Below are 21,754 nucleotides of genomic sequence, written 5' to 3'. Positions count from 1 at the left end.
GGGTATTGCGGGACACTTTCGTTCTTTTCTCGCAGGCTAGGACCACGACCGGACAGTGGGCATGCTCCATGTGGGCGTTGTCGCCGGGGCCCGTTGTCCGTGGTGGACATAGCAGCCCGGCAGGAGGTACGCCCGGTCGGCCCGCCCTCTCGGCCGCGTAAGCGGTGAACTCGCCCTGTCGGGGCGTTAGATTGGCTCGCTGACGGTGGACGGAACGGCAGGTCAGGGGGCACAGCAGATGGACAGCGACGGGACCCGGGACCCGCGCGGCACGCACGCGCATCCGGTGCCACGCCCTGCGGCACCGGCGGAGGGCTCCACGCCGCCCGCGGCCGGCTCCGGGCCGCCCGCCCGGAGCTCCGCCGTACCGCCCATGCCCGCGGCTCCGCCCGGCGCCCCGCCGAGGCCCGACGGGTCGGCGTACCTGACCTGGCTGCGCGCCCCGCGCCCGGAGGCGGCGCCCGGCGTCTGGCGGTTCGGGCACCGGCCCCGCCCCGCCGAGGAACCCGAGCGGATCCCCGCCCGGCAACTGCTCAGCGGCGCGCTGATCGCGTTCCTGGTGGGCTGGCTGGTCTGGTCCCTGCTGTGGAACGGCTATCTCGGCGGCTGGTGGGTGCTGCCCCTGGAACTGTTCACCCCGGACTCCTGGCGGCAGAGCAACGACCGCGTCGGCAACGCCATCCTCTGGTACGGCTACTACACGGTCATCGCCCTCGCCATCATGCTGGTCGTCGGCCGCCTCGGCCGCTGGGGCGAGGTCTGGCGCCGCTACGGCCCGCCCGCCTGGACGCAAGGGAGGCCCGAGGAGGTCCCGCCGCCCGCCCCCGAGCAGGACCCCGCCGAGTGGCCGCAGCTGCGCCGGGCCGGCGCCCCGGAGGCCGCCGAACGACTCGCCACCGAGGCCAGGGCCGGCCTCCTCCGGGACGTCGACCACGCCCGGATCAACCGCGCCTGGCAGGGCGTGCGGTCCGGCCGGCACAGCCTCGCCGCCTTCACCAGTGCGGTGCTCACCGACGGCGCCGCCGCCTGCGCCCACCCCTCCGGCGACCGCGACCTGCCCGCCCGGCACGCCCGGCACGACCTGCTCACCGGTCAGGTCCGCCTGGGCACCGCCGCCGACGACCCCCGCAACCCCTACGGCTACCGGGGCGCCGGACTCGCCCTCGACCCCGACCTGCTCGGCACCTCCCTGGTCGCCGTCGGCCCGGCCGGCTCCGGCAAGACCGGCACCCTGGTCCGGCCGCTCGCCGAGTCGCTCTGTCTGCACGCCCTCGCCGGCCGCGCCGCCGTCGTCGTGGTCGGCGCCGCCGGCGCGGGACTCGGCCCGGCCGAGTCCTACGACGTCGTCGTCCGCATCGGACATTCCGAGTCCGTCTACGACCTCGACCTCTACGGCGGCACCACCGACCCCGACGAGGCCGCCGCCATACTTGCCGAGGCCCTCGTCGGCGACCTCACCGACCCGCACCCCGGCGGCGACAGCCGCCGCTCCACCACCGTCCTCGCCCAGCTCCTCGGACCGTTCCGCGCCGTCCACGACCGCTTCCCGTCCGTCCCCGAACTGCGCCAGCTCCTCGACGGCACCCCCGGCCCGCTGGCCGCCCTGCGCAAGGCGCTCACCGACACCGGGCAGGAGTCGCTGCTGCGCGAACTCGACGCCCGCGAACGGCAGATGGCCCACCCCGGGGACGTCGGCACGGTCCTCGCCGACCGGATCGCCCTGCTCGACCGGCCCGCCTTCGCCTCCTTCTTCGGCACCTCCGGACAGTCTCGGCCGTTCTCCCTGAAGGCGCTCGACCACCCCGTCCGCGTCCGCATCGACCTGCCGCAGCGCGGCCACGCCGACGCCTCCCGGATCCTCGCCCGCCTCGTCCTCGCCCAGTTCACGGCAAGCGTCGCGGCCCGCGAGGACCGGTCCCTGTTCGCCTGCCTGCTGCTCGACGACGCCACCGGCGCCGTCACCCCGGAGGCCGTGCGCGGCATCCAGCGGCTCCGGTCCGCCGGCGCCGGCGCCGTCCTCACCCTGCGCACCCTGGACGACGTACCCCGGCCGCTGCGCGGGCCGCTGCTCGGCGCGACCGGGTGCCGGATGGCCCTGTCCGGGCTCACCCCCTGGGACGGACAGGACTTCGCCGAGGTCTGGGGCAAGGAGTGGACCGAGACCCGGGACGTCACCGACCGGCAGATCATCGCCGAGACCCCGGCCGGCAAGGCCGTGCACATGCTGCGCCGGGTCATCACCGGCCAGGCGCCGACCGCCCGGGCCGTCACCGTCCGGCAGGTCGAACGCGAACGCTGGTCCGCCTCCGAACTGGCGCACGCCGTCCCACCGGGCCACGCGGTGCTGTCCCTGACGACCGTGCGCGGCGAGCACGCGCCCCCGGTACTGGTGGACCTGCGGAGCTGAGGTCCGATGCCGGCGGGGAGTGGCGGGCGGCGGGCTGCGGGGATCGACGGATCGTACGGTGCGGCAGAATCGGCCTAGGCTGTTCATACGCGACGGCCAAAAATCCGGAACGTCGTTCTTCGAAACTCCTTGAAGGCACCATGCCCCCGACGCTCGCCTCGCTCGTCCACCACACCGCGCTCAAGCTGACCGTGCGCGCGGGGGAGGACCGCCTCGACGTGCCCGTCCGCTGGGCCCACGTCAGCGAGCTGGCCGACCCCGTCCCCTACATGGAGGGCGGGGAGCTGCTGCTGATCACCGCCCTCAAGCTGGACGCGGAGGACCCGGTGGCGATGCGCCGCTACGTGAAGCGGCTGGCCGGGGCCGGTGTGGTCGGGCTGGGCTTCGCGATAGGCGTCAACTACGACGACATCCCCGCCGCACTCGTCGACGCCGCCGCGGAGGAGGGGCTGCCGCTGCTGGAGGTGCCCCGGCGCACCCCGTTCCTCGCGATCAGCAAGGCGGTGTCCGCCGCGATCGCCGCCGACCAGTACCGGGCGGTCACGGCGGGCTTCGCAGCCCAGCGCGAACTCACCAAGCAGGCTCTCACCGCCGGCCCCGAGGGGCTCCTCGCCGCGCTCGCCGGCCAGGTCGACGGGTGGGCGGCCCTCTACGACGCGTCCGGCGCCGTCGTCGCCACCGCGCCCGAATGGGCGGGCCGCAGGGCGGCGCGGCTCACCCCGGACGTGGAACGGCTCCGGGACCGGCCGGCACCCGCCTCCGCGGTGGTCGGCGGCCCCGAACACGAGGACCGGATCGAACTGCACTCTCTCGGCACCGGCCGCCGGCCGCGCGCGGCCCTCGCCGTGGGCACGGCCGCCACCCTCGGCACCGCCGAGCGCTACGCCGTCCACTCCGCCATCGCCCTGCTCACCCTCACCACCGAACGCTCCCGCTCGCTGCACGCGGCCGAGCAGCGGATCGGGGCGGCGGTGCTGCGCATGCTGCTCGCCGGGCAGCCCGACCACGCCCGGGCCGTCGCCGGCGACCTGTACGGCGGGCTGCTCGACGCCCCGTTCCGGATGATCGTCGCCGAACAGCCGGCCGGCGGGGACCCCCTCGGGGCCCTCACCGAAGCGGCCGAGTCGGCCGCGGCCCGCTCCGGCGAGGCCGTCCTCGTCGTACCGGAGGGGGAGCGGCTGGTGGTGCTCGCGGCCGACGGCGGCGCGGCCGTGGCCGCCTGCGCCGCGCACGCCGCCGCGCTGGAGTCGGCGCGGGCCGTGCCCGAACCGGCGGGCGACGAGGACGAACTGGTCGTCGGCCTGTCGGCACCCGTCGGCACCGTCGCCGCTGCCGCCGCCTACAAGCAGGCCGAGCAGGCGCTGTCCGTGGCCCGGCGGCGCGGCCGGGTCCTGGTCGAGCACGAGCAGGTCGCGGCCGGTTCGGTGCTGCCCCTGCTGGCCGACGACGCGGTACGGGCCTTCGCCGACGGCCTGCTGCGCGCCCTCCACGAGCACGACGCCACGGGCCGCGGCGACCTGGTCGCGTCCCTCCGCGCCTGGCTCTCCCGCCACGGCCAGTGGGACGCCGCCGCCGCCGACCTCGGGGTCCACCGCCACACCCTCCGCTACCGCATGCGCCGCGTCGAGGAGATCCTCGGCCGCTCCCTCGACGACCCCGACGCCCGAATGGAACTCTGGCTGGCCCTGAAGGCGACGTCCTCCGGCCAGTCCGGCGACTGAGGGGGCTGAGAGGAGTCGCAGTCACGGTCGCTGCACGGCCGACCGCGCTGCAGTCCCGCCAGGGGCGCGGGGAACTGCGCGACCAGCCCCAGCGTGCCCGCACCCGGCGACGGCGCCCGCCGCCCGAAGGCCGACCGGGGTCCAGGGGCGGAGCCCCTGAAGGACGGGACGGGTAGGGGCGGCGGGGGCGAGAAACCCCCGGGCCCACCCCACCCCACCCCGCCAAACCGGCGTATCGACCCCCCGCACCCGTACACCCCGGACAAGCGACCCCGCCGCCCTCCACCCCTACCGTGGACCACGAACCGATCGCACACCTCTCACGCGGAAGGGCCGGGACTCGACAATGACTTCCACCCACGCCTTCTGGCTCGCCGGCCGCCAGGCCACCGGCGAGGCCACCTTCGACGTCACCTCCCCGTGGGACGGCCGCCTCGTCGGCACGGTCAGCGTCCCGACCGACGCCCAGGTCGAAGAGGCCGTCGCCGCCGCCCACGCCGTCCGCGAGGACTTCGCCGCCACCCCGGCCCACGTGCGCGCCGCCGCCCTCGACCACGTCAGCAAGCGCATCGCCGAGCGCGCCGAGGAACTGGCCCAGCTGATCTCCGCCGAGAACGGCAAGCCGATCAAGTGGGCCCGCGGCGAGGTCGGCCGCGCGGTCTCCGTGTTCCGGTTCGCCGCCGAGGAGGCCCGCCGGTTCAACGGCGGCGAGGCCCAGCGGCTCGACACCGACGCCGGCGGCCAGGGCCGCCTCGCCCTCACCCGCCGCTTCCCCAAGGGCGTCGTCCTCGGCATCGCGCCCTTCAACTTCCCGCTGAACCTGTGCGCCCACAAGATCGCCCCCGCGATCGCCGCCGGCGTGCCGATCATCCTCAAGCCGGCCCCGGCCACCCCGCTGTCCGGCCTGATCCTCGGCGACCTGCTCGCCGAGACCGAGGGCCTGCCGGCCGGCTCCTGGTCGATCCTGCCGGTCACCAACGACAGGATGCCCGCCCTGGTCCAGGACGAGCGCCTGCCGGTCATCTCCTTCACCGGCTCCGAGAAGGTCGGCTACGCGATCATGGACTCGGTGCCGCGCAAGCACTGCACCCTGGAGCTGGGCGGCAACGGCGCGGCCGTAGTCCTCGCCGACTACGCGAGCGACGCCGACCTGGACTGGGCCGCGCAGCGCATCGCGACGTTCTCCAACTACCAGGGCGGCCAGTCCTGCATCTCCGTGCAGCGGGTCATCGCCGACGCCTCGGTGTACGACCGCCTGCTGCCGCGCATCGTCGCCGCCGTCGAGGCCCAGGGCACCGGTGACCCCGCCGACGACGCGACCGACGTCGGCCCGCTGGTCAGCGAGGACGCCGCCAAGCGGGTGGAGTCCTGGGTGGACGAGGCCGTCGCCGCGGGCGCCGAGCTGCTCACCGGGGGCAGGCGGGACGGCGCCGCCTACGCGCCGACCGTCCTCACCGGCGTACCGGCGGACGCGACGCTGTCCTGCGAGGAGGTCTTCGGCCCCGTCCTCACCGTGCAGAAGGTGACGGGCGAGGCCGAGGCGTTCGCCGCGGTCAACGACTCCAAGTACGGCCTGCAGGCTGGCGTGTTCACCCACGACGTGCAGTCCGCCTTCCGCGCCCACCGCGCCCTGGAGGTCGGCGGCGTCGTCGTCGGCGACGTCCCGTCCTACCGCGCCGACCAGATGCCGTACGGCGGCGCCAAGCAGTCCGGCGTGGGCCGCGAGGGCGTGAAGTTCGCGATGGACGACTACACATACGAGCGCGTGCTGGTCCTCACCGGTCTCGCGCTCTGACCTGCCACGGACAGGTCGGAAAAACCGGACGGCCGCAGCCCACTGTGCGGGGGCTGCGGCCGTCCGCCGTTCACACGCCTTTCCCGGTCGCTTTCCGGTTCGCTCTCCCGTCGCTTTCCTGCTCCCCGGTAAAGGATTCGGCATCGGCGGTTCAAGATCCGTACTCCGGGTCTTGTCCTGTCCATGACTCACCCGATGTGATGCGCCTGACCACCACGTCCTGATGAGGACGTCTCGGTATCACTCAGGGGAACACATGCAGATAGCCCGTCCCGGGCGCGGCGTCGCGGCGTCCGCCGCCACCGTCGCGCTCGTCGCCGCCGCACTGGCGGTCACCTCCCAGGCCGGCGCCACCAGCGCCGCGCCCTCCGCCGTGCCGCACACCTTCGCGGCCCCGGCCGTCGCGGGGCACACCCTGGTCCGGGGCGCGACCAGCCCGCTGCCCATCGGCCAGTGCCAGTCCAAGTGGCACATCAACTGCTACAACCCGCTGCAGTACCGCACCGCCTACCACCTGAACCCGCTGTACAAGAAGGGCGTCACCGGCAAGGGCCGGACGATCGTCATCGTCGACTCCTTCGGGTCCCCGACCGTCCAGCACGACCTGGACGTCTACAGCAAGCAGTTCGGGCTGCCCCACACCAAGGTCAAGGTCGTGAAGTGGGGCCACGTGCCCAAGTTCGACCCCAAGAACTCCGACATGACCGGCTGGGCGGGCGAGACCAGCCTCGACGTCGAGATGGCGCACGCCGTCGCGCCGGGCGCGAAGATCGTCCTGGTGGAGACGGCGGTCGCGGAGACCGAGGGCACCACCGGCCTGCCGGAGATGATGTCCGCCGAGAAGTACCTGATCGACCACGGCGTCGGCGACGTCATCAGCCAGAGCTTCGGCGCCACCGAGAACACCTTCCCCGGCTTCGCCCGGGGCGACTTCACCAGCATCAAGAAGCTGCGGTACGCCTTCGAGGACGCCCGGCGCAAGCACGTGACCGTGCTCGCCTCCTCCGGTGACGGCGGCGCCACCGACAGCACCGCGGACGGCAAGGGCTACTACAAGAAGCGCGTCAACTCCTGGCCCTCCTCCGACCCGCTGGTCACCTCCATCGGCGGCACCCAGCTCCACCTGAACGACAAGGGCCAGCGCGTCAAGCCGGACAGCGTCTACAACGACTACGGCGCGGGCGGCGGCGGCCAGTCCCACGTCTTCACCCGCCCCTCGTACCAGAACGGCGTGAAGAAGACCGTCGGCAGCCGCCGCGGCACCCCGGACATCTCCATGGCCGCCGCGGTCAACGGCGGCGCCTGGGCGTACTCCAGCTACGACCCGACCTCCGTCGGCTGGGGCGTCTCCGGCGGCACCAGCGAGGCCGCCCCGCTCTTCTCGGGCATCGTCGCCCTCGCCGACCAGGCCGCCGGCCACCGCGTGGGCGACATCCACGAGGCCCTCTACAAGCTCCTCAAGCACAAGGACCGGGGCATCGTCGACGTCAAGGACGGCACGGACAACAGCTACGAGGGCGTCAAGGGCTACAAGGCCGTCAACGGCTACGACATGGCGACCGGCGTCGGCACCCTCGACGCCCTCCGCTTCGTCCCGGCCCTGGCGAAGGCCGCCCGCCACGGCTGACGCCCGGGCCACGGCCTGACAGCGCCACACACTGCACCACACGAGGGACCCGGCACCGCGCATCTGGTGCCGGGTCCCTCGCCGTCCAGAGGGACCCAGGGCCTGTCCGGCGGATCATGCCGCGGACGCGGGGCTGATGAGGTCCCGCCGATCTCCTGCGACCTGATCCGCCGGACAGGCCCTAATCGGCCGATCGGACGCGCGAGGGGTGGTGAGGCCCCGCCGATTCGGGTACCAACGATCCAGTAGCAACTGGTCGGTGACGACCGGTACCCATCGTCCCTCTTCGCGGCGAGGTGAGCCTCATGTCCGCCCCCACCACCCAACGCACCACCGTCACCGAACGCGAGGCACGCCAGGTGGCGGAGGCCGCCCGGGAACAGGACTGGCGCAAGCCCAGCTTCGCCAAGGAACTGTTCCTCGGACGCTTCCGGCTCGACCTCATCCACCCCCACCCCCTCCCGGACGACGAGGCCGTACGGCGCGGCGAGGAGTTCCTCGCCCGGCTGCGCGACTTCTGCGAGAGCACGATCGACCCCGCCCGCATCGAGCGCGAGGCCCGCATCCCCGACGAGGTCGTCGCGGGCCTGAAGGAGCTCGGGGCCCTCGGCATGAAGATCGACCCCAAGTACGGCGGTCTCGGCCTCACCCAGCTCTACTACAACAAGGCCCTCGCCCTCGTCGGCTCCGTCAGCCCCGCCGTCGGCGCGCTGCTCTCCGCCCACCAGTCCATCGGCGTGCCCCAGCCGCTCAAGATGTTCGGCACCCAGGAGCAGAAGGACGCCTTCCTGCCCCGCTGCGCCCGCACCGACATCTCCGCCTTCCTGCTCACCGAGCCCGACGTCGGCTCCGACCCGGCCCGCCTCGCCACCAGCGCGGTGCCCGACGGCGACGACTACGTCCTCGACGGGGTGAAACTCTGGACCACCAACGGGGTGGTCGCCGACCTGCTCGTCGTCATGGCGCGCGTGCCGAAGTCCGAGGGGCACAAGGGCGGCATCACCGCCTTCGTCGTCGAGGCCGCGTCCGAGGGCATCACCGTCGAGAACCGCAACGCCTTCATGGGCCTGCGCGGCATCGAGAACGGCGTCACCCGCTTCCACCAGGTCCGGGTGCCAGCCGCCCACCGCATCGGCCCCGAGGGCGCCGGCCTGAAGATCGCCCTCACCACCCTCAACACCGGACGCCTCTCCCTGCCCGCGATGTGCGCCGGCGCCGGCAAGTGGTGCCTGAAGATCGCCCGCCAGTGGGCCGCCGAACGCGAGCAGTGGGGCAAGCCGGTCGCGCTGCACGAAGCCGTCGGCGCCAAGATCTCCTTCATCGCCGCGACCACCTTCGCCCTGGAGGCCGTCCTCGACCTGTCGTCCCAGATGGCCGACGAGGACCGCAACGACATCCGCATCGAGGCCGCCCTCGCCAAGCTGTACGGCTCCGAGATGGCCTGGCTGATGGCCGACGAACTCGTCCAGATCCGCGGCGGGCGCGGCTACGAGACCGCCGAGTCGCTCCGCGCGCGCGGCGAACGCGGGGTGCCCGCCGAGCAGATCCTGCGGGACCTGCGCATCAACCGGATCTTCGAGGGCTCCACCGAGATCATGCACCTCCTCATCGCCCGCGAGGCCGTCGACGCCCACCTCTCCGTCGCCGGCGACCTCATCGACCCCGACAAGTCCCTGTCCGACAAGGCGAAGGCGGGCGCGGGCGCCGGCGTCTTCTACGCCAAGTGGCTGCCGAAACTCGTCGCCGGCCCCGGCCAGCTCCCCACCGCCTACGGCGAGTTCAAACGGGAGGTCGACCTCTCCGGCCACCTCCGCTACGTCGAGCGGCACGCCCGCAAACTCGCCCGGTCCACCTTCTACGCCATGTCCCGCTGGCAGGGCCGGATGGAGACCAAGCAGGGCTTCCTCGGACGGATCGTCGACATCGGCGCCGAACTGTTCGCGATGAGCGCCGCCTGCGTGCGCGCCGAACGGCTGCGTGCCGAAGGCGACCACGGCCGCGAGGCCTATCAACTCGCCGACGCCTTCTGCCGCCAGGCCCGCATCCGCGTCGAGGAACTCTTCAACCGGCTGTGGACCAACACCGACGACCTGGACCGCACGGTGGTCAAGGGCGTCCTCGGCGGCGCCTACGAGTGGCTGGAGGAAGGGATCATCGACCCCTCGACGGACGGCGCGTGGATCGCCGACGCCACCCCCGGCCCGAGCGAGCGGGAGAACGTACGGCGGCCGTTCGGCGGCTGACGCCGTCTGCACGTCGGGACATTCCCCACATAAGGCCGTGAAAGCCGCCGACGCGCCCGCTCGGGGGACGCGCTGCCCGCGCGGGCGCCGGCAGCGGCCACAATGGGGGGATGAGCGACAGCCCAGCCCCACTCGCGGACCCGCACCTCGTCTTCGATCCCGGCGCCGGCGACGGCCCCAAGGACGTGGTGATCCTCGGCTCCACCGGGTCCATCGGCACCCAGGCCATCGACCTCGTACGGCGCCACCCCGACCGCTTCCGGGTCACCGCGCTCTCCGCCAACGGCGGACGCGTCGCCCTCCTCGCCGAGCAGGCCCACACCCTCAAGGTGCGGACCGTCGCCGTGGCCCGCGAGGACGTCGTACCGGCCCTGCGCGAGGCGCTCACCGCGCACTACGGCGCCGAGCCGCTGCCCGAGATCCTCGCCGGACCCGACGCGGCCACCCTGCTGGCGGGCTCCGACTGCCACACCGTGCTCAACGGCATCACCGGCTCCATCGGTCTCGCGCCGACCCTCGCAGCCCTGGAGGCGGGCCGCACCCTCGCGCTCGCCAACAAGGAGTCGCTCATCGTCGGCGGCCCCCTGGTCAAGGCGCTCGCCAAGCCCGGCCAGATCATCCCGGTCGACTCCGAGCACGCCGCGCTGTTCCAGGCCCTCGCCGCCGGCACCCGCGCCGACGTCCGCAAGCTCGTCGTCACCGCCTCCGGCGGCCCGTTCCGCGGCCGTACGAAGGCCGAGCTGGGAGACGTCACCGTCGAGGACGCCCTCGCCCACCCCACCTGGGCGATGGGCCCGGTGATCACCATCAACTCCGCGACCCTGGTCAACAAGGGACTGGAAGTCATCGAGGCGCACCTCCTCTACGACATTCCCTTCGACCGCATTGAGGTGGTCGTGCACCCGCAGTCGTATGTTCATTCGATGGTCGAGTTCACCGACGGATCCACGATCGCCCAGGCGACACCGCCCGACATGCGCGGGCCCATCGCCGTCGGCCTGGGCTGGCCCGAGCGCGTCCCGGACGCCGCGCCGGCCTTCGACTGGAGCAAGGCCGCCACGTGGGAGTTCTTCCCGCTGGACGACGAGGCGTTCCCCTCGGTGAACCTCGCCCGGCACGTGGGGCGGCTCGCGGGGACCGCCCCGGCGGTGTTCAATGCCGCCAACGAGGAGTGCGTCGAGGCCTTCCGCAGCGGCGCCCTGCCCTTCAACGGCATCATGGAGACCGTCACCCGGGTGGTGGAGGAACACGGCACCCCCGTCGCGGGAACTTCACTCACCGTGTCGGACGTCCTCGAAGCGGAGACCTGGGCCCGGGCCCGGGCCCGTGAACTGACCGGCCAGACGGAGACCGCGGAGGCGCGTGCATGACGACCTTGATGTTCATCCTCGGCATAGTGGTCTTCGCGGTCGGCCTGCTCGTCTCGATCGCGTGGCACGAGCTGGGGCACCTGTCCACGGCCAAGCTCTTCGGCATCCGCGTCCCGCAGTACATGGTCGGCTTCGGCCCGACCATCTGGTCGCGCACCAAGGGCGACACCGAGTACGGCATCAAGGCGGTCCCGCTCGGCGGCTACATCCGCATGATCGGCATGTTCCCGCCCGACGACGCCGGCCGGGTCTCCGCCCGCTCCACCTCGCCCTGGCGCGGCATGATCGAGGACGCCCGCTCGGCCGCCTTCGAGGAGCTGAAGGAGGGCGACGAGACGCGCATGTTCTACACGCGCAAGCCGTGGAAGCGCGTCATCGTCATGTTCGCCGGCCCCTTCATGAACCTGATCCTGGCCGTCGGCCTGTTCCTCACCGTGCTGATGGGCTTCGGCATCCAGCAGCAGACGACCACCGTCTCCTCGGTCTCGCCCTGCGTCATCGCGCAGAGCCAGAACCGCGACACCTGCAAGAAGTCCGACCCGGCCTCCCCGGCCCAGGCCGCCGGACTGAAGGCCGGCGACCGAATCGTCTCCTTCGACGGCAAGTCCACCAAGGACTGGGACAAGCTGTCGGACCTCATCCGGGACAGCGTCGGCAAGAACGTCGCGATCGTCGTCGAGCGCAAGGGCCAGGAGCAGACCCTGCACGCGAAGATCGCCACGAACCAGGTGGCCGAGAAGGACTCCAGCGGCACCTACGTCCCCGGCAAGTACGTCAAGGCCGGCTTCCTCGGCTTCAGCTCCGCGACCGGCGTCGAACGGCAGAGCTTCGGCGAGTCGGTGACCTGGATGGACGACCGCGTCGGCGACGCCGTCGACTCCCTCGTCTCGCTGCCCGGCAAGATCCCGGCCCTGTGGGACGCGGCCTTCGGTGACGGCCCGCGCGAGCCGGACTCCCCGATGGGCATCGTCGGCGCCGCCCGCGTCACCGGCGAGATCGCCACGCTGAACATCCCGGCCTCGCAGCAGCTCGCCATGTTCGTCTTCGTCCTCGCCGGCTTCAACCTCTCCCTGTTCCTCTTCAACATGCTCCCCCTCCTCCCGCTCGACGGCGGCCACATCGCCGGCGCCCTGTGGGAGTCGCTGCGCCGCAACCTGGCCCGGGTGCTGCGCCGCCCGGACCCCGGTCCGTTCGACGTGGCGAAGCTGATGCCGGTGGCGTACGTGGTCGCGGGAATCTTCGTCTGCTTCACCCTCCTCGTCCTCGTGGCGGACGTGGTGAACCCGGTCAAGATCTCTTAGCCCGCGCCCTTGGGTCGGCATCACTTGGCAGCACCACTTTCGGCGGCTCGGAACGGCTGGTTCCGGGCCGCCATCCATTGGGTGGGTTTGCCGGGCGGAATGTGCCGACGGCCCGGGCGGTGACGTAATCTCGGAGGCTGGAGCCCGCCGTTCACGGGACCGGACCTTGATCCACGACTTGGGGTTGCACAGCAGATGACTGCGATTTCTCTCGGCATGCCGTCCGTTCCGACCAAGCTCGCCGAGCGCCGCAAGAGCCGGCGGATCCAGGTCGGGTCCGTGGCGGTCGGCGGGGACGCGCCGGTGTCGGTGCAGTCGATGACGACGACGCGGACGTCGGACGTGGGTGCGACGTTGCAGCAGATCGCGGAGCTGACGGCGTCGGGCTGCCAGATCGTGCGGGTGGCGTGTCCGACGCAGGACGACGCGGACGCGCTGGCGACGATCGCCCGCAAGTCGCAGATCCCGGTGATCGCGGACATCCATTTCCAGCCGAAGTACGTGTTCGCGGCGATCGAGGCCGGCTGCGCCGCGGTCCGTGTGAACCCGGGCAACATCAAGCAGTTCGACGACAAGGTCAAGGAGATCGCGCGGGCCGCGAAGGACCACGGCACCCCGATCCGCATCGGCGTGAACGCGGGTTCCCTGGACCGCCGTCTGCTGGAGAAGTACGGCAAGGCGACGCCGGAGGCGCTGGTGGAATCGGCGCTGTGGGAGGCGTCCCTCTTCGAGGAGCACGACTTCCGGGACATCAAGATCTCCGTGAAGCACAACGACCCGGTCGTGATGATCGAGGCGTACCGCCAGCTCGCCGAGCAGTGCGACTACCCCCTCCACCTCGGCGTCACCGAGGCCGGCCCCGCCTTCCAGGGCACGATCAAGTCCGCGGTGGCCTTCGGCGCGCTGCTCTCCCAGGGCATCGGCGACACCATCCGCGTCTCCCTCTCCGCCCCGCCCGTCGAAGAGGTCAAGGTCGGCATCCAGATCCTGGAGTCGCTGAATCTGCGGCAGCGAGGTCTGGAGATCGTCTCCTGCCCCTCCTGCGGCCGCGCCCAGGTCGACGTCTACAAGCTCGCCGAGGAGGTCACCGCGGGCCTTACCGGCATGGACGTCCCCCTGCGCGTCGCGGTGATGGGCTGTGTCGTCAACGGCCCCGGTGAGGCCCGCGAGGCCGACCTGGGCGTCGCCTCCGGCAATGGCAAGGGCCAGATCTTCGTCAAGGGCGAGGTCATCAAGACCGTCCCCGAGTCCAAGATCGTGGAGACCCTCATCGAAGAGGCCATGAAGCTGGCCGAGCAGATGGAAAAGGACGGCACCCCTTCCGGCGAACCGTCGGTAGCGGTAGCCGGCTGACGCGCCCCAGCACGGGCTCGGCGCCCCGAAGGGGGCCGAGCCCCGAAGGGGCGCGGGGCTGTGCTGATATGCGGCTCCGCCGCGTGGGCGCGACCAGCCACAAACGGCCCGCACCCGCCCGGAATCCCAAGCCCCCCGAGCTGAAAGGCGCACGGCCAAGCCAGCGCAGCTATAGTGCGGAAACCAGCAGAACCCCAGCGTGAGGCCCCGCACGTGTTGACCCAGACCACCTCACGGGTCCTCGAACCGAGTGACCTCGAAGCCGCGCTCGCCGTCCTCGACCGCGAGCCCGTCGCCAACGCCTTCGTGACCTCGCGCGTCCGCGTCGCCGGTCTCGACCCCTGGCGTCTCGGCGGCGAGATGTGGGGCTGGTACGAGGACGGCATGCTCACGTCCCTGTGCTACGCGGGCGCCAACCTGGTCCCGATCTGCGCCACCCCCAGGGCCGTACGCGCCTTCGCGGACCGGGCGCGCCGCGCGGGCCGGCGGTGTTCCTCCATCGTCGGCCCCGCGGAGTCCACCAGCCGGCTGTGGCGGCTGCTGGAGCCCAGCTGGGGCCCCGCCCGCGAGGTCCGCACCCGGCAGCCGCTGATGGTCACCGACCGGATGCCCGCCGACATCGCCCCCGACCCGTACCTCCGTCGCATCCGCAAGGACGAGATGGAGACGATCATGCCGGCGTGCGTGGCGATGTTCACCGAGGAGGTCGGTGTCTCGCCCATGGCCGGGGACGGCGGGCTGCTCTACCAGGCCCGGGTCGCCGAACTCGTCGGCTCGGGCCGCTCCTTCGCCCGGCTGGACGAGCACGGCAAGGTCGTCTTCAAGGCCGAGATCGGCGCGGCCACGGCCGAGGCCTGCCAGATCCAGGGCGTGTGGGTGGCCCCCGAGTACCGCGGTCAGGGCCTCGCGGCCCCCGGCATGGCGGCCGTGCTGCGCTACGCCCTCGCCGACGTGGCCCCGATCGTGAGCCTCTACGTGAACGACTTCAACACACCCGCGCGCCGCACCTATCTGAGGGTGGGGTTCCGCGAGGTCGGCGCGTTCATGAGCGTCCTGTTCTAGACCGGCCGGACCCGGACCGACTCGCACCGCTCGGGCCCGATCCCACCGGGGTACGCTCCCCGCATGCCGCACCCCGTGGACGACGCCGTCACCATCGGCCCCCTCGACCTCGCCGCCCGCGTCGACGAGGCCCTCGCCGTCCAGGCCGTCGCCTTCGGGCTCGGCGCCGACGAGGTCGCCGTACGCCGCCAGATCGTGCTGCGGCACATGGGCCACCAGGGCGCCCGCGCGCTCGGCGCCACCACCGCCGACGGCCGCCTCGCCGGCTTCGTGTACGGCATGCCCAACAACCGCGGCCACTGGTGGTCCACCGTCGTCGAGCCCTACCTGCGCGCCGGCGGCAACGACGGCTGGCTGGACGACGCCTTCGTCATCACCGAACTGCACGTCCACCCCCACCACCAGAACCACGGCATCGGCCGCACCCTCATCACCACCCTCACCGACGGCGCCGCCGAACCCCGCTCGATCCTCTCCGCGATCGACACCGACAGCCCGGCGCGCGGCCTCTACCACTCCCTCGGCTACGTCGACCTGGCCCGCCAGGTCCACTTCCCGAGCGCCCCGCGGCCGTACGCCGTGATGGGCGCCCCCCTCCCGCTGCGCCGCCGGCCGTGGTGACTTCCGGGGGACGGGCATAACCGATTTCCACCGGCCCCCGCCACGCGGCTAACCTCGTGCCATCACCGATACCCGGCAGGAGTACGAGAACCATGGCGAACGCACCGGTCCAGCGCATGTCCCAGTTGATGGTGAAGACGCTGCGCGACGACCCGGCGGACGCCGAGGTCCTCAGCCACAAGCTCCTCGTCCGCGCCGGCTACGTGCGGCGCACCGCCGCCGGCATCTGGAGCTGGCTGCCGCTCGGCAAGAAGGTCCTCGCCAACGTGGAGCGGATCGTCCGCGAGGAGATGGACGCCATCGGCGCCCAGGAGGTCCTGCTCCCCGCCCTGCTGCCGCGTGAGCCCTATGAAGCGACCGGCCGCTGGGACGAGTACGGCGGCGAGCTGTTCCGCCTGAAGGACCGCAAGGGCGGCGACTACCTCCTCGGCCCGACCCACGAGGAGATCTTCACCCTGCTGGTGAAGGACCAGGCGACCTCTTACAAGGACCTCCCGGTCATCCTGTACCAGATCCAGTCCAAGTACCGGGACGAGGCCCGCCCCCGGGCGGGCATCCTGCGCGGCCGCGAGTTCCTGATGAAGGACTCGTACTCCTTCGACCTCGCCGACGAGGGCCTCGCCGAGTCCTACGCTCTGCACCGCCAGGCCTACCAGCGCGTCTTCGAGCGGCTCGGCCTGGACTACCGCATCTGCGCGGCCACCGCCGGCGCCATGGGCGGCTCCAAGTCCGAGGAGTTCCTCGCCCCCGCCGGGGCCGGCGAGGACACCTTCGCCGACTGCCCGAACTGCGACTTCGCCGCCAACACCGAGGCGATCAACTACGAACTGCGGGCGGTGGACGGCTCCGCCGTGCCCGCCGCCGAGGACATCCCCACCCCGGACACCCCGACCATCGAGACCCTGGCCGCCTCGCTCGGCGTCCCGGCCTCCGCCACGCTGAAGAACCTGCTGGTCAAGGTGGACGGCGAGATCGTCGCCGTCGGCGTGCCCGGCGACCGCGAGGTGGACCTGGACAAGGTCGAGGCGCACTTCGCGCCGGCCACCGTCGAGATGGTCACCGAGGCCGACTTCGCGGCCCGCCCGGACCTGGTCCGCGGGTACGTCGGACCGCAGGGCCTGGAGAAGGTGACGTACATCGCCGACCCGCGCGTGGCCCCCGGCACCGCCTGGATCACCGGCGCCAACAAGGCGAACACGCACGCCAAGAACGTCGTCGCCGGCCGGGACTTCGAGGTCGACGCCTACGTCGACGTCGTCGTCGTGCAGGAGGGCGACCCCTGCCCGAAGTGCGGCACCGGCCTGAAGCTGGACCGCGCCATCGAGATCGGCCACATCTTCCAGCTGGGCCGCAAGTACACCGACGCCCTCAAGCTGGACGTCCTCGGCCAGAACGGCAAGCCCGTCCGGGTCACCATGGGCTCCTACGGCATCGGCGTCTCCCGTGCCGTCGCCGCGCTCGCCGAGCAGACCGCCGACGAGCAGGGCCTGTGCTGGCCCGCCGAGGTCGCCCCGGCCGACGTGCACGTCGTCGCCGCCGGCAAGGCCCTGCAGACCGAACTGGCCCTGGAGGTCTCGCAGAAGCTGGCCGCCGCCGGTGTCCGCGTCCTGGTCGACGACCGGGCCGGTGTCTCCCCGGGCGTGAAGTTCACGGACGCCGAGCTGATCGGCGTACCGAAGATCCTTGTCGCGGGCCGCCGCTCCGGTGAGGGTGTGCTGGAGCTGAAGGACCGCCGGACCGGCGAGCGCGAGGAGCTGTCCGTCGAGGACGCGATCGCCCGCCTGACGGCCTGACCGGACAGACACCGGACGTCCGCCGGGGGCCCACCGCGGCCCCCGGCGGACGTCTTCGACCTACGGACGGGGGACACGCCGTGCCGACTCTGGAACGACTCCGCACCGACCACGCCGAGGCCCTGCTGGCCTTCGAGCGGGCGAACAGGGAGTACTTCGCCCGGTCGATCCCCGACCGCGGGGACGCCTTCTTCGCCGAGTTCGACGCCATGCTCCACGACCGCCTCGCCGAACAGGAGGACGGCGTCTGCCACTTCCACGTCCTGGTGGACGACGGGGGCGAAGTAGTCGGCCGGATCAACCTCGTGGACGTCGAGGAGGGCTGCGCCACCCTGGGCTACCGGATCGCCGAACACGCCACCGGCCGGGGCCTCGCGACGGCGGCGGTGGCCGACCTGTGCCGCCTGGCCGCCGCCGAGTACGGCCTGCGCGCCATCACCGCGGTCGCCACCCTCGACAACGGCGCCTCGCGCACCGTCCTCGAACGCAACGGCTTCACAGCGGTCGCCGACACCACCATCAACGACCGCCCGGCGACCCGGTACCGGCGCGACCTGAGCACCCCCGCCGCCTGAGAGCGCGTGGCTCAGAGCCAGGCCGCGAATTCCAGGAGGAGTTCCGCGTCGCGTTCGCGGCCGGTCCTGCGGGCGCGGACGCCGGACTCCACCGCGCGGAACAGCGTCCAGCCGCGCAGCCGGTCCTGGTCCACCTCCAGGGACTCCGCGAGCCGTTTGATCCGCCGCCGGGTCGTCGACGGGCCCGACGGCGCCGCGATCAGGTCCTCCACCCGGTCCCGGACCAGCCGGGCCAGGTCGAACGCGCACTCGCCGACCACCGGGTCCGGACCCACCGCCAGCCAGTGCATCCGCTCCCCGGCCAGCACCTTGCTCTGCCGGAACGTGCCGTGCAGCAGCCGCCGGCTCGGCGGCGCCACCGACAGCAACTCCTCGCGCGCCGCGAGCGCCGCGTCGACCAGCGGAGCGACCTCCTGATGCGCGTCGGCGCCGGCCCGCATCGCCGCCGCCTGCCGCCCCGTGCGGTCCTCGACCGTCTCGAACGCGTGCCCGTCGGGCGGCTCCACCCACAGCCGGCGCAGCGTCCCCGCCGCCTCCAGCAGCGCCTTCGCCTCCGGCAGGGACCGCAGGGACACATCCGGGTGCAAGCGCTCCAGCAGCAGCACCCCCGCACCCGCGTCGGCCTCCAGCAGCCCCACGGCACCCCGTCCGGACCAGTGCGCCAGCGCCGCCCGCTCACTGTCCGGGCGGGCCCGCGGCGGAGCCAGCTTCAGCACGGCGGGCGTGCCGTCCGCGCGCCGGACCAGCACCACCAGACTGCTGCGCCCGCCCGGCACCTGAACCCGCTCGACCACCAACTCGCGCTCTCCGACCGCTCGTTCGGCCGCCTGGGGCAGCCGCGCCAGCCAGTCGTCACCGGCCGGCGCCGTCTCCCCGAGCGCCCGGACCAGACGCTTCGGCGGTTCGAAAGCCATGCGCGAGTCGTTCCTTCCTGCCGTGCCGGCGGCTACGGGATCACCGCGACGGGGACGCCGACGTGGACACCGGCGGCCCCGCGGGTGCCGCCGTCTCATCGCCGTGTTCGGCGAGCCCAGGGAAGGCTACGCTCTCCCCGCTCCAGCGCACCGCCCGGACCGCGGCCTCGCGCAGCGCCGCCGCGGCCGTCCCGCGCCGGGCGCCCGTCGTCGCCCGCACCAGGTCCGAGTACACGTCGGCGACCCGCTCCTCCAGCCGAGCGGCGAGCTGTACGGCGGCGGACGGGTCCCGGACCGGGAACGGCAGCGCGTACGCGGCGCTCGCGGCGACCGGCCGGCCGCCCAGATCGCGCACCTCGCGGACCAGCGCGTCCCGCCGGGCCCGGTGCGCGTCGTACGCCGACCGCGCCTCCGCGCGCCGCCCGTCGGCGATCTGCCCGCCGACGACGCCGTACCCGTACACCGCCGCGTGCTCGGCGGCCAGCGCCGCCTGCAGGGCCGTCAGCGCCCCCTCACCGGCCTTCCCGCTCATGCCTCCCCCTTCGTCAGCAGATACGCGTGGGCCGCGCCGGACGCCGCCACCGAGGCGAGCAGCCGGGCCAGTTCGCCGGGTACGTCCAGCAGGTCCTTCGCGCGCTGGTCGGCGAGGGACCGTTCGGCGGCGGCCAGTTCGGCGACGGCGTCCTTCTCGGCGGGCGGCACGGTGGCCGTGGGGGAGGGCGACTTCACGGGCGTCTTCGTGGGCGTGGCGTGCCCGAACGCCTTCACGTGGGCCGCGACCTGCGCCCGCAACGGCCGCAGTTGTTCCGCCAGCCCCGGATGGACGGCGACCACGGCGTCGTAGCGTGCGAGCAGACCCGCGCTGTCCCGGCCCGCACGCGCGCGTGCCGCCGCGGTCACCGAGGGCGTGTCACCGCCCCCGGAACCGGTACCGGACTCCGCCGAGCAGCCCACCAGCAGGGCGGCACCGGCAGCGGAAACAAGCAGGGTTCGTCTGCGCGGCCCCGAGGGCTCACGCGGCGGCGGGGGGTACGGCACGGATGACGTCCTCAGAGGCTCGTACGAACACACGGGCGGGAAAAACACCCCGCCGCTGATCACCGTACCTGTGACATGCCTCGTCTACTGTCACCGGCTCGACCCGCCCAGCGGCAACGCCCCCCAAGGGGCGCGGGGCTGTGTCGATATGCGGCTCCGCCGCGTGGGCGCGAGCAACCGGCCACGACCCGCACCCGCAAGACGACCACGCCCCCCATACCCGAAGGCGCCCCGCCCCATCGCCGGAGGCACCCGCATGGACGGCAACACCCCCCGTGACCCGATACCCTTTGACCAGACACGCGACCCATCCCACAACAGCACACGCGGCCGAGGAGTCACCCGGATGAGCACCACCCAGAGCGAGAGGCTGCGAGAGCTGCTCGAACCGCTCGTCACCTCCCAGGGCCTGGATCTCGAAGAGATCGCGGTGGACTCCGTCGGACGCAAGAAAGTGCTGCGCGTGGTCGTCGACTCCGACTCCGGAGCCGATCTGGACGCCGTCGCCGATGTGAGCCGCGCGCTCTCGGCGAAGCTGGACGAGACCAACGCGATGGGCGACGCGGCGTACGACCTGGAGGTCGGCACCCCCGGCGCGGAGCGCGCCCTCACCGAGCACCGCCACTACGTGCGCGCCACGGACCGGCTCGTGAAGTTCCAGCTGGCCGAGGGCGGCGAACTGATCGCCCGGATCCTGAAGGCCGACGACGAGGGACTCGACGTCGAGGTGCCCGGCGTCAAGGGCCGCAAGCCCACGGCCCGCAGGCTCGGCTTCGCCGAGATCGACAAGGCGCGGGTGCAGGTCGAGTTCAACCGCAAGGACAAGGCAGCCGAGAAAGACATGAAGGAAGAGGAGGAGGCGTAGCCGTGGACATCGACATGAGCGCCCTGCGGGGCTTGGTCCGGGAGAAGGAGATCTCCTTCGACCTGCTGGTCGAGGCGATCGAGTCGGCCCTCCTCATCGCGTACCACCGCACCGAGGGAAGCCGCCGCCACGCGCGTGTGGAGCTGAACCGGGAGACCGGCCACGTGACCGTGTGGGCGAAGGAGGACCCCGAGGACCTGGAGGAGGGTCAGGAGGTCCGCGAGTTCGACGACACCCCCTCCGGGTTCGGCCGCATCGCCGCCACCACCGCCAAACAGGTGATCCTTCAGCGGCTGCGCGACGCCGAGGACGACGCGACGCTCGGCGAGTACGCGGGCCGTGAGGGCGACATCGTCACCGGCGTGGTCCAGCAGGGCCGCGACCCGAAGAACGTGCTGGTCGACATCGGCCGGCTGGAGGCCATCCTGCCGGTGCAGGAGCAGGTCCCGGGCGAGACGTACCCGCACGGCATGCGCCTGCGGTCGTACGTCGTCCGGGTGGCGAAGGGTGTCCGCGGCCCGTCCGTCACCCTGTCGCGCACGCACCCCAACCTGGTGAAGAAGCTCTTCGCGCTGGAGGTGCCGGAGATCGCCGACGGGTCCGTCGAGATCGCCGCCATCGCCCGCGAGGCCGGCCACCGCACCAAGATCGCCGTCCGGTCCATGCGGTCCGGCCTGAACGCCAAGGGCGCCTGCATCGGGCCCATGGGCGGCCGGGTGCGCAACGTGATGGGTGAGCTGAACGGCGAGAAGATCGACATCGTCGACTGGTCGGACGACCCGGCGGAGATGGTCGCGAACGCCCTGTCGCCCGCGCGGGTGTCCAAGGTCGAGGTCGTGGACATGGCCGCCCGGTCCGCCCGGGTGACCGTGCCGGACTACCAGCTGTCGCTGGCGATCGGCAAGGAGGGGCAGAACGCCCGCCTCGCCGCCCGGCTGACCGGCTGGCGGATCGACATCCGGCCGGACACCGAGCAGGCGGCCGCAGGGGCCGGGGAAGCCGGAGAAGCCGGGGAGTGACGTCCGAGGCGGGGCGACGGCCGGGGAATAGATCTCGGCCGTCCGTCGCT

General features: G+C 72.6%; 17 protein-coding genes. 14 read left to right on the top strand and 3 right to left on the bottom strand.

Annotation, left to right across the window (positions count from 1 at the left end):
• The first annotated feature begins 238 nt into the window (after positions 1-238).
• The 12 genes from DBP14_RS07620 to DBP14_RS07565 all read left to right on the top strand — a co-directional run bounded on the left by DBP14_RS07620 (position 239) and on the right by DBP14_RS07565 (position 17,868).
• Entirely contained in the window at positions 239-2,407 is a 2,169-nt protein-coding gene (locus DBP14_RS07620) for an ATP-binding protein (protein WP_129306270.1), read from the top strand.
• A 140-nt stretch (positions 2,408-2,547) separates the two neighbouring features.
• Complete coding sequence (locus DBP14_RS07615; RefSeq protein WP_129306269.1) at positions 2,548-4,128, top strand: PucR family transcriptional regulator; 1,581 nt, start codon at positions 2,548-2,550, stop codon at positions 4,126-4,128.
• A gap of 346 nt (positions 4,129-4,474) precedes the next feature.
• Complete coding sequence (locus tag DBP14_RS07610) at positions 4,475-5,923, top strand: aldehyde dehydrogenase family protein (RefSeq protein WP_129306268.1); 1,449 nt, start codon at positions 4,475-4,477, stop codon at positions 5,921-5,923.
• A gap of 256 nt (positions 5,924-6,179) precedes the next feature.
• Positions 6,180-7,550 carry a S53 family peptidase gene (locus DBP14_RS07605; RefSeq protein WP_129306267.1) on the top strand — a complete coding sequence of 457 codons (1,371 nt, stop codon included), beginning with the start codon at positions 6,180-6,182 and terminating at the stop codon, positions 7,548-7,550.
• 305 nt (positions 7,551-7,855) lie between these two features.
• Positions 7,856-9,793: an acyl-CoA dehydrogenase family protein gene (locus tag DBP14_RS07600; protein ID WP_129306266.1), complete on the top strand. Its 1,938-nt coding sequence runs from the start codon at positions 7,856-7,858 to the stop codon at positions 9,791-9,793.
• A 110-nt stretch (positions 9,794-9,903) separates the two neighbouring features.
• Entirely contained in the window at positions 9,904-11,163 is a 1,260-nt protein-coding gene (dxr, locus tag DBP14_RS07595) for a 1-deoxy-D-xylulose-5-phosphate reductoisomerase (protein WP_129306265.1), read from the top strand.
• A gap of 8 nt (positions 11,164-11,171) precedes the next feature.
• Entirely contained in the window at positions 11,172-12,464 is a 1,293-nt protein-coding gene (locus tag DBP14_RS07590; protein ID WP_206739431.1) for a site-2 protease family protein, read from the top strand.
• 195 nt (positions 12,465-12,659) lie between these two features.
• A complete protein-coding gene (gene ispG, locus DBP14_RS07585) occupies positions 12,660-13,817 on the top strand; it encodes a flavodoxin-dependent (E)-4-hydroxy-3-methylbut-2-enyl-diphosphate synthase (protein WP_129306263.1) in 1,158 nt (385 codons plus the stop codon).
• Positions 13,818-14,030: 213 nt separating this feature from the next.
• The gene (locus DBP14_RS07580; protein ID WP_129306262.1) at positions 14,031-14,879 is read left to right on the top strand and encodes a GNAT family N-acetyltransferase; all 849 of its coding nucleotides are present in this window, start codon (positions 14,031-14,033) and stop codon (positions 14,877-14,879) included.
• Between the two features lie 63 nt (positions 14,880-14,942).
• The gene (locus DBP14_RS07575; protein WP_129306261.1) at positions 14,943-15,500 is read left to right on the top strand and encodes a GNAT family N-acetyltransferase; all 558 of its coding nucleotides are present in this window, start codon (positions 14,943-14,945) and stop codon (positions 15,498-15,500) included.
• A gap of 92 nt (positions 15,501-15,592) precedes the next feature.
• Complete coding sequence (locus tag DBP14_RS07570) at positions 15,593-17,293, top strand: proline--tRNA ligase (protein WP_129306260.1); 1,701 nt, start codon at positions 15,593-15,595, stop codon at positions 17,291-17,293.
• Positions 17,294-17,373: 80 nt separating this feature from the next.
• Positions 17,374-17,868, top strand: coding sequence for a GNAT family N-acetyltransferase (locus DBP14_RS07565; RefSeq protein WP_129306259.1), 495 nt, complete (start codon positions 17,374-17,376; stop codon positions 17,866-17,868).
• A gap of 11 nt (positions 17,869-17,879) precedes the next feature.
• Here DBP14_RS07565 and DBP14_RS07560 read toward each other — a convergent pair whose 3' ends face one another.
• Genes DBP14_RS07560 through DBP14_RS07550 form a run of 3 tightly spaced genes read right to left on the bottom strand, consistent with a single transcriptional unit; the run spans position 17,880 to position 19,820 of the window.
• Positions 17,880-18,782, bottom strand: a complete 903-nt coding sequence (locus DBP14_RS07560) for an aminoglycoside phosphotransferase family protein (RefSeq protein WP_129306258.1) — start codon at positions 18,780-18,782, stop codon at positions 17,880-17,882.
• A 40-nt stretch (positions 18,783-18,822) separates the two neighbouring features.
• Positions 18,823-19,314, bottom strand: coding sequence for a ferritin-like domain-containing protein (locus DBP14_RS07555; protein WP_129306257.1), 492 nt, complete (start codon positions 19,312-19,314; stop codon positions 18,823-18,825).
• Positions 19,311-19,820 carry a hypothetical protein gene (locus tag DBP14_RS07550; RefSeq protein WP_129306256.1) on the bottom strand — a complete coding sequence of 170 codons (510 nt, stop codon included), beginning with the start codon at positions 19,818-19,820 and terminating at the stop codon, positions 19,311-19,313. The genes DBP14_RS07555 and DBP14_RS07550 overlap by 4 nt, the downstream gene beginning before the upstream one ends.
• 346 nt (positions 19,821-20,166) lie before the next feature.
• On the opposite strand from DBP14_RS07550, the gene rimP reads away from it, so the two are divergent.
• Together rimP and nusA are read left to right on the top strand one after the other, a co-directional pair.
• Entirely contained in the window at positions 20,167-20,685 is a 519-nt protein-coding gene (rimP, locus tag DBP14_RS07540; RefSeq protein WP_129306254.1) for a ribosome maturation factor RimP, read from the top strand.
• Positions 20,686-20,687: 2 nt separating this feature from the next.
• Positions 20,688-21,704, top strand: a complete 1,017-nt coding sequence (gene nusA, locus DBP14_RS07535; RefSeq protein WP_129306253.1) for a transcription termination factor NusA — start codon at positions 20,688-20,690, stop codon at positions 21,702-21,704.
• Positions 21,705-21,754 lie beyond the last annotated feature (50 nt).

It is taken from the genome of Streptomyces sp. L2, from assembly GCF_004124325.1.
Classification (GTDB): Bacteria; Actinomycetota; Actinomycetes; order Streptomycetales; family Streptomycetaceae; genus Streptomyces.
This window is presented reverse-complemented; position numbering and strand designations above follow the sequence as displayed.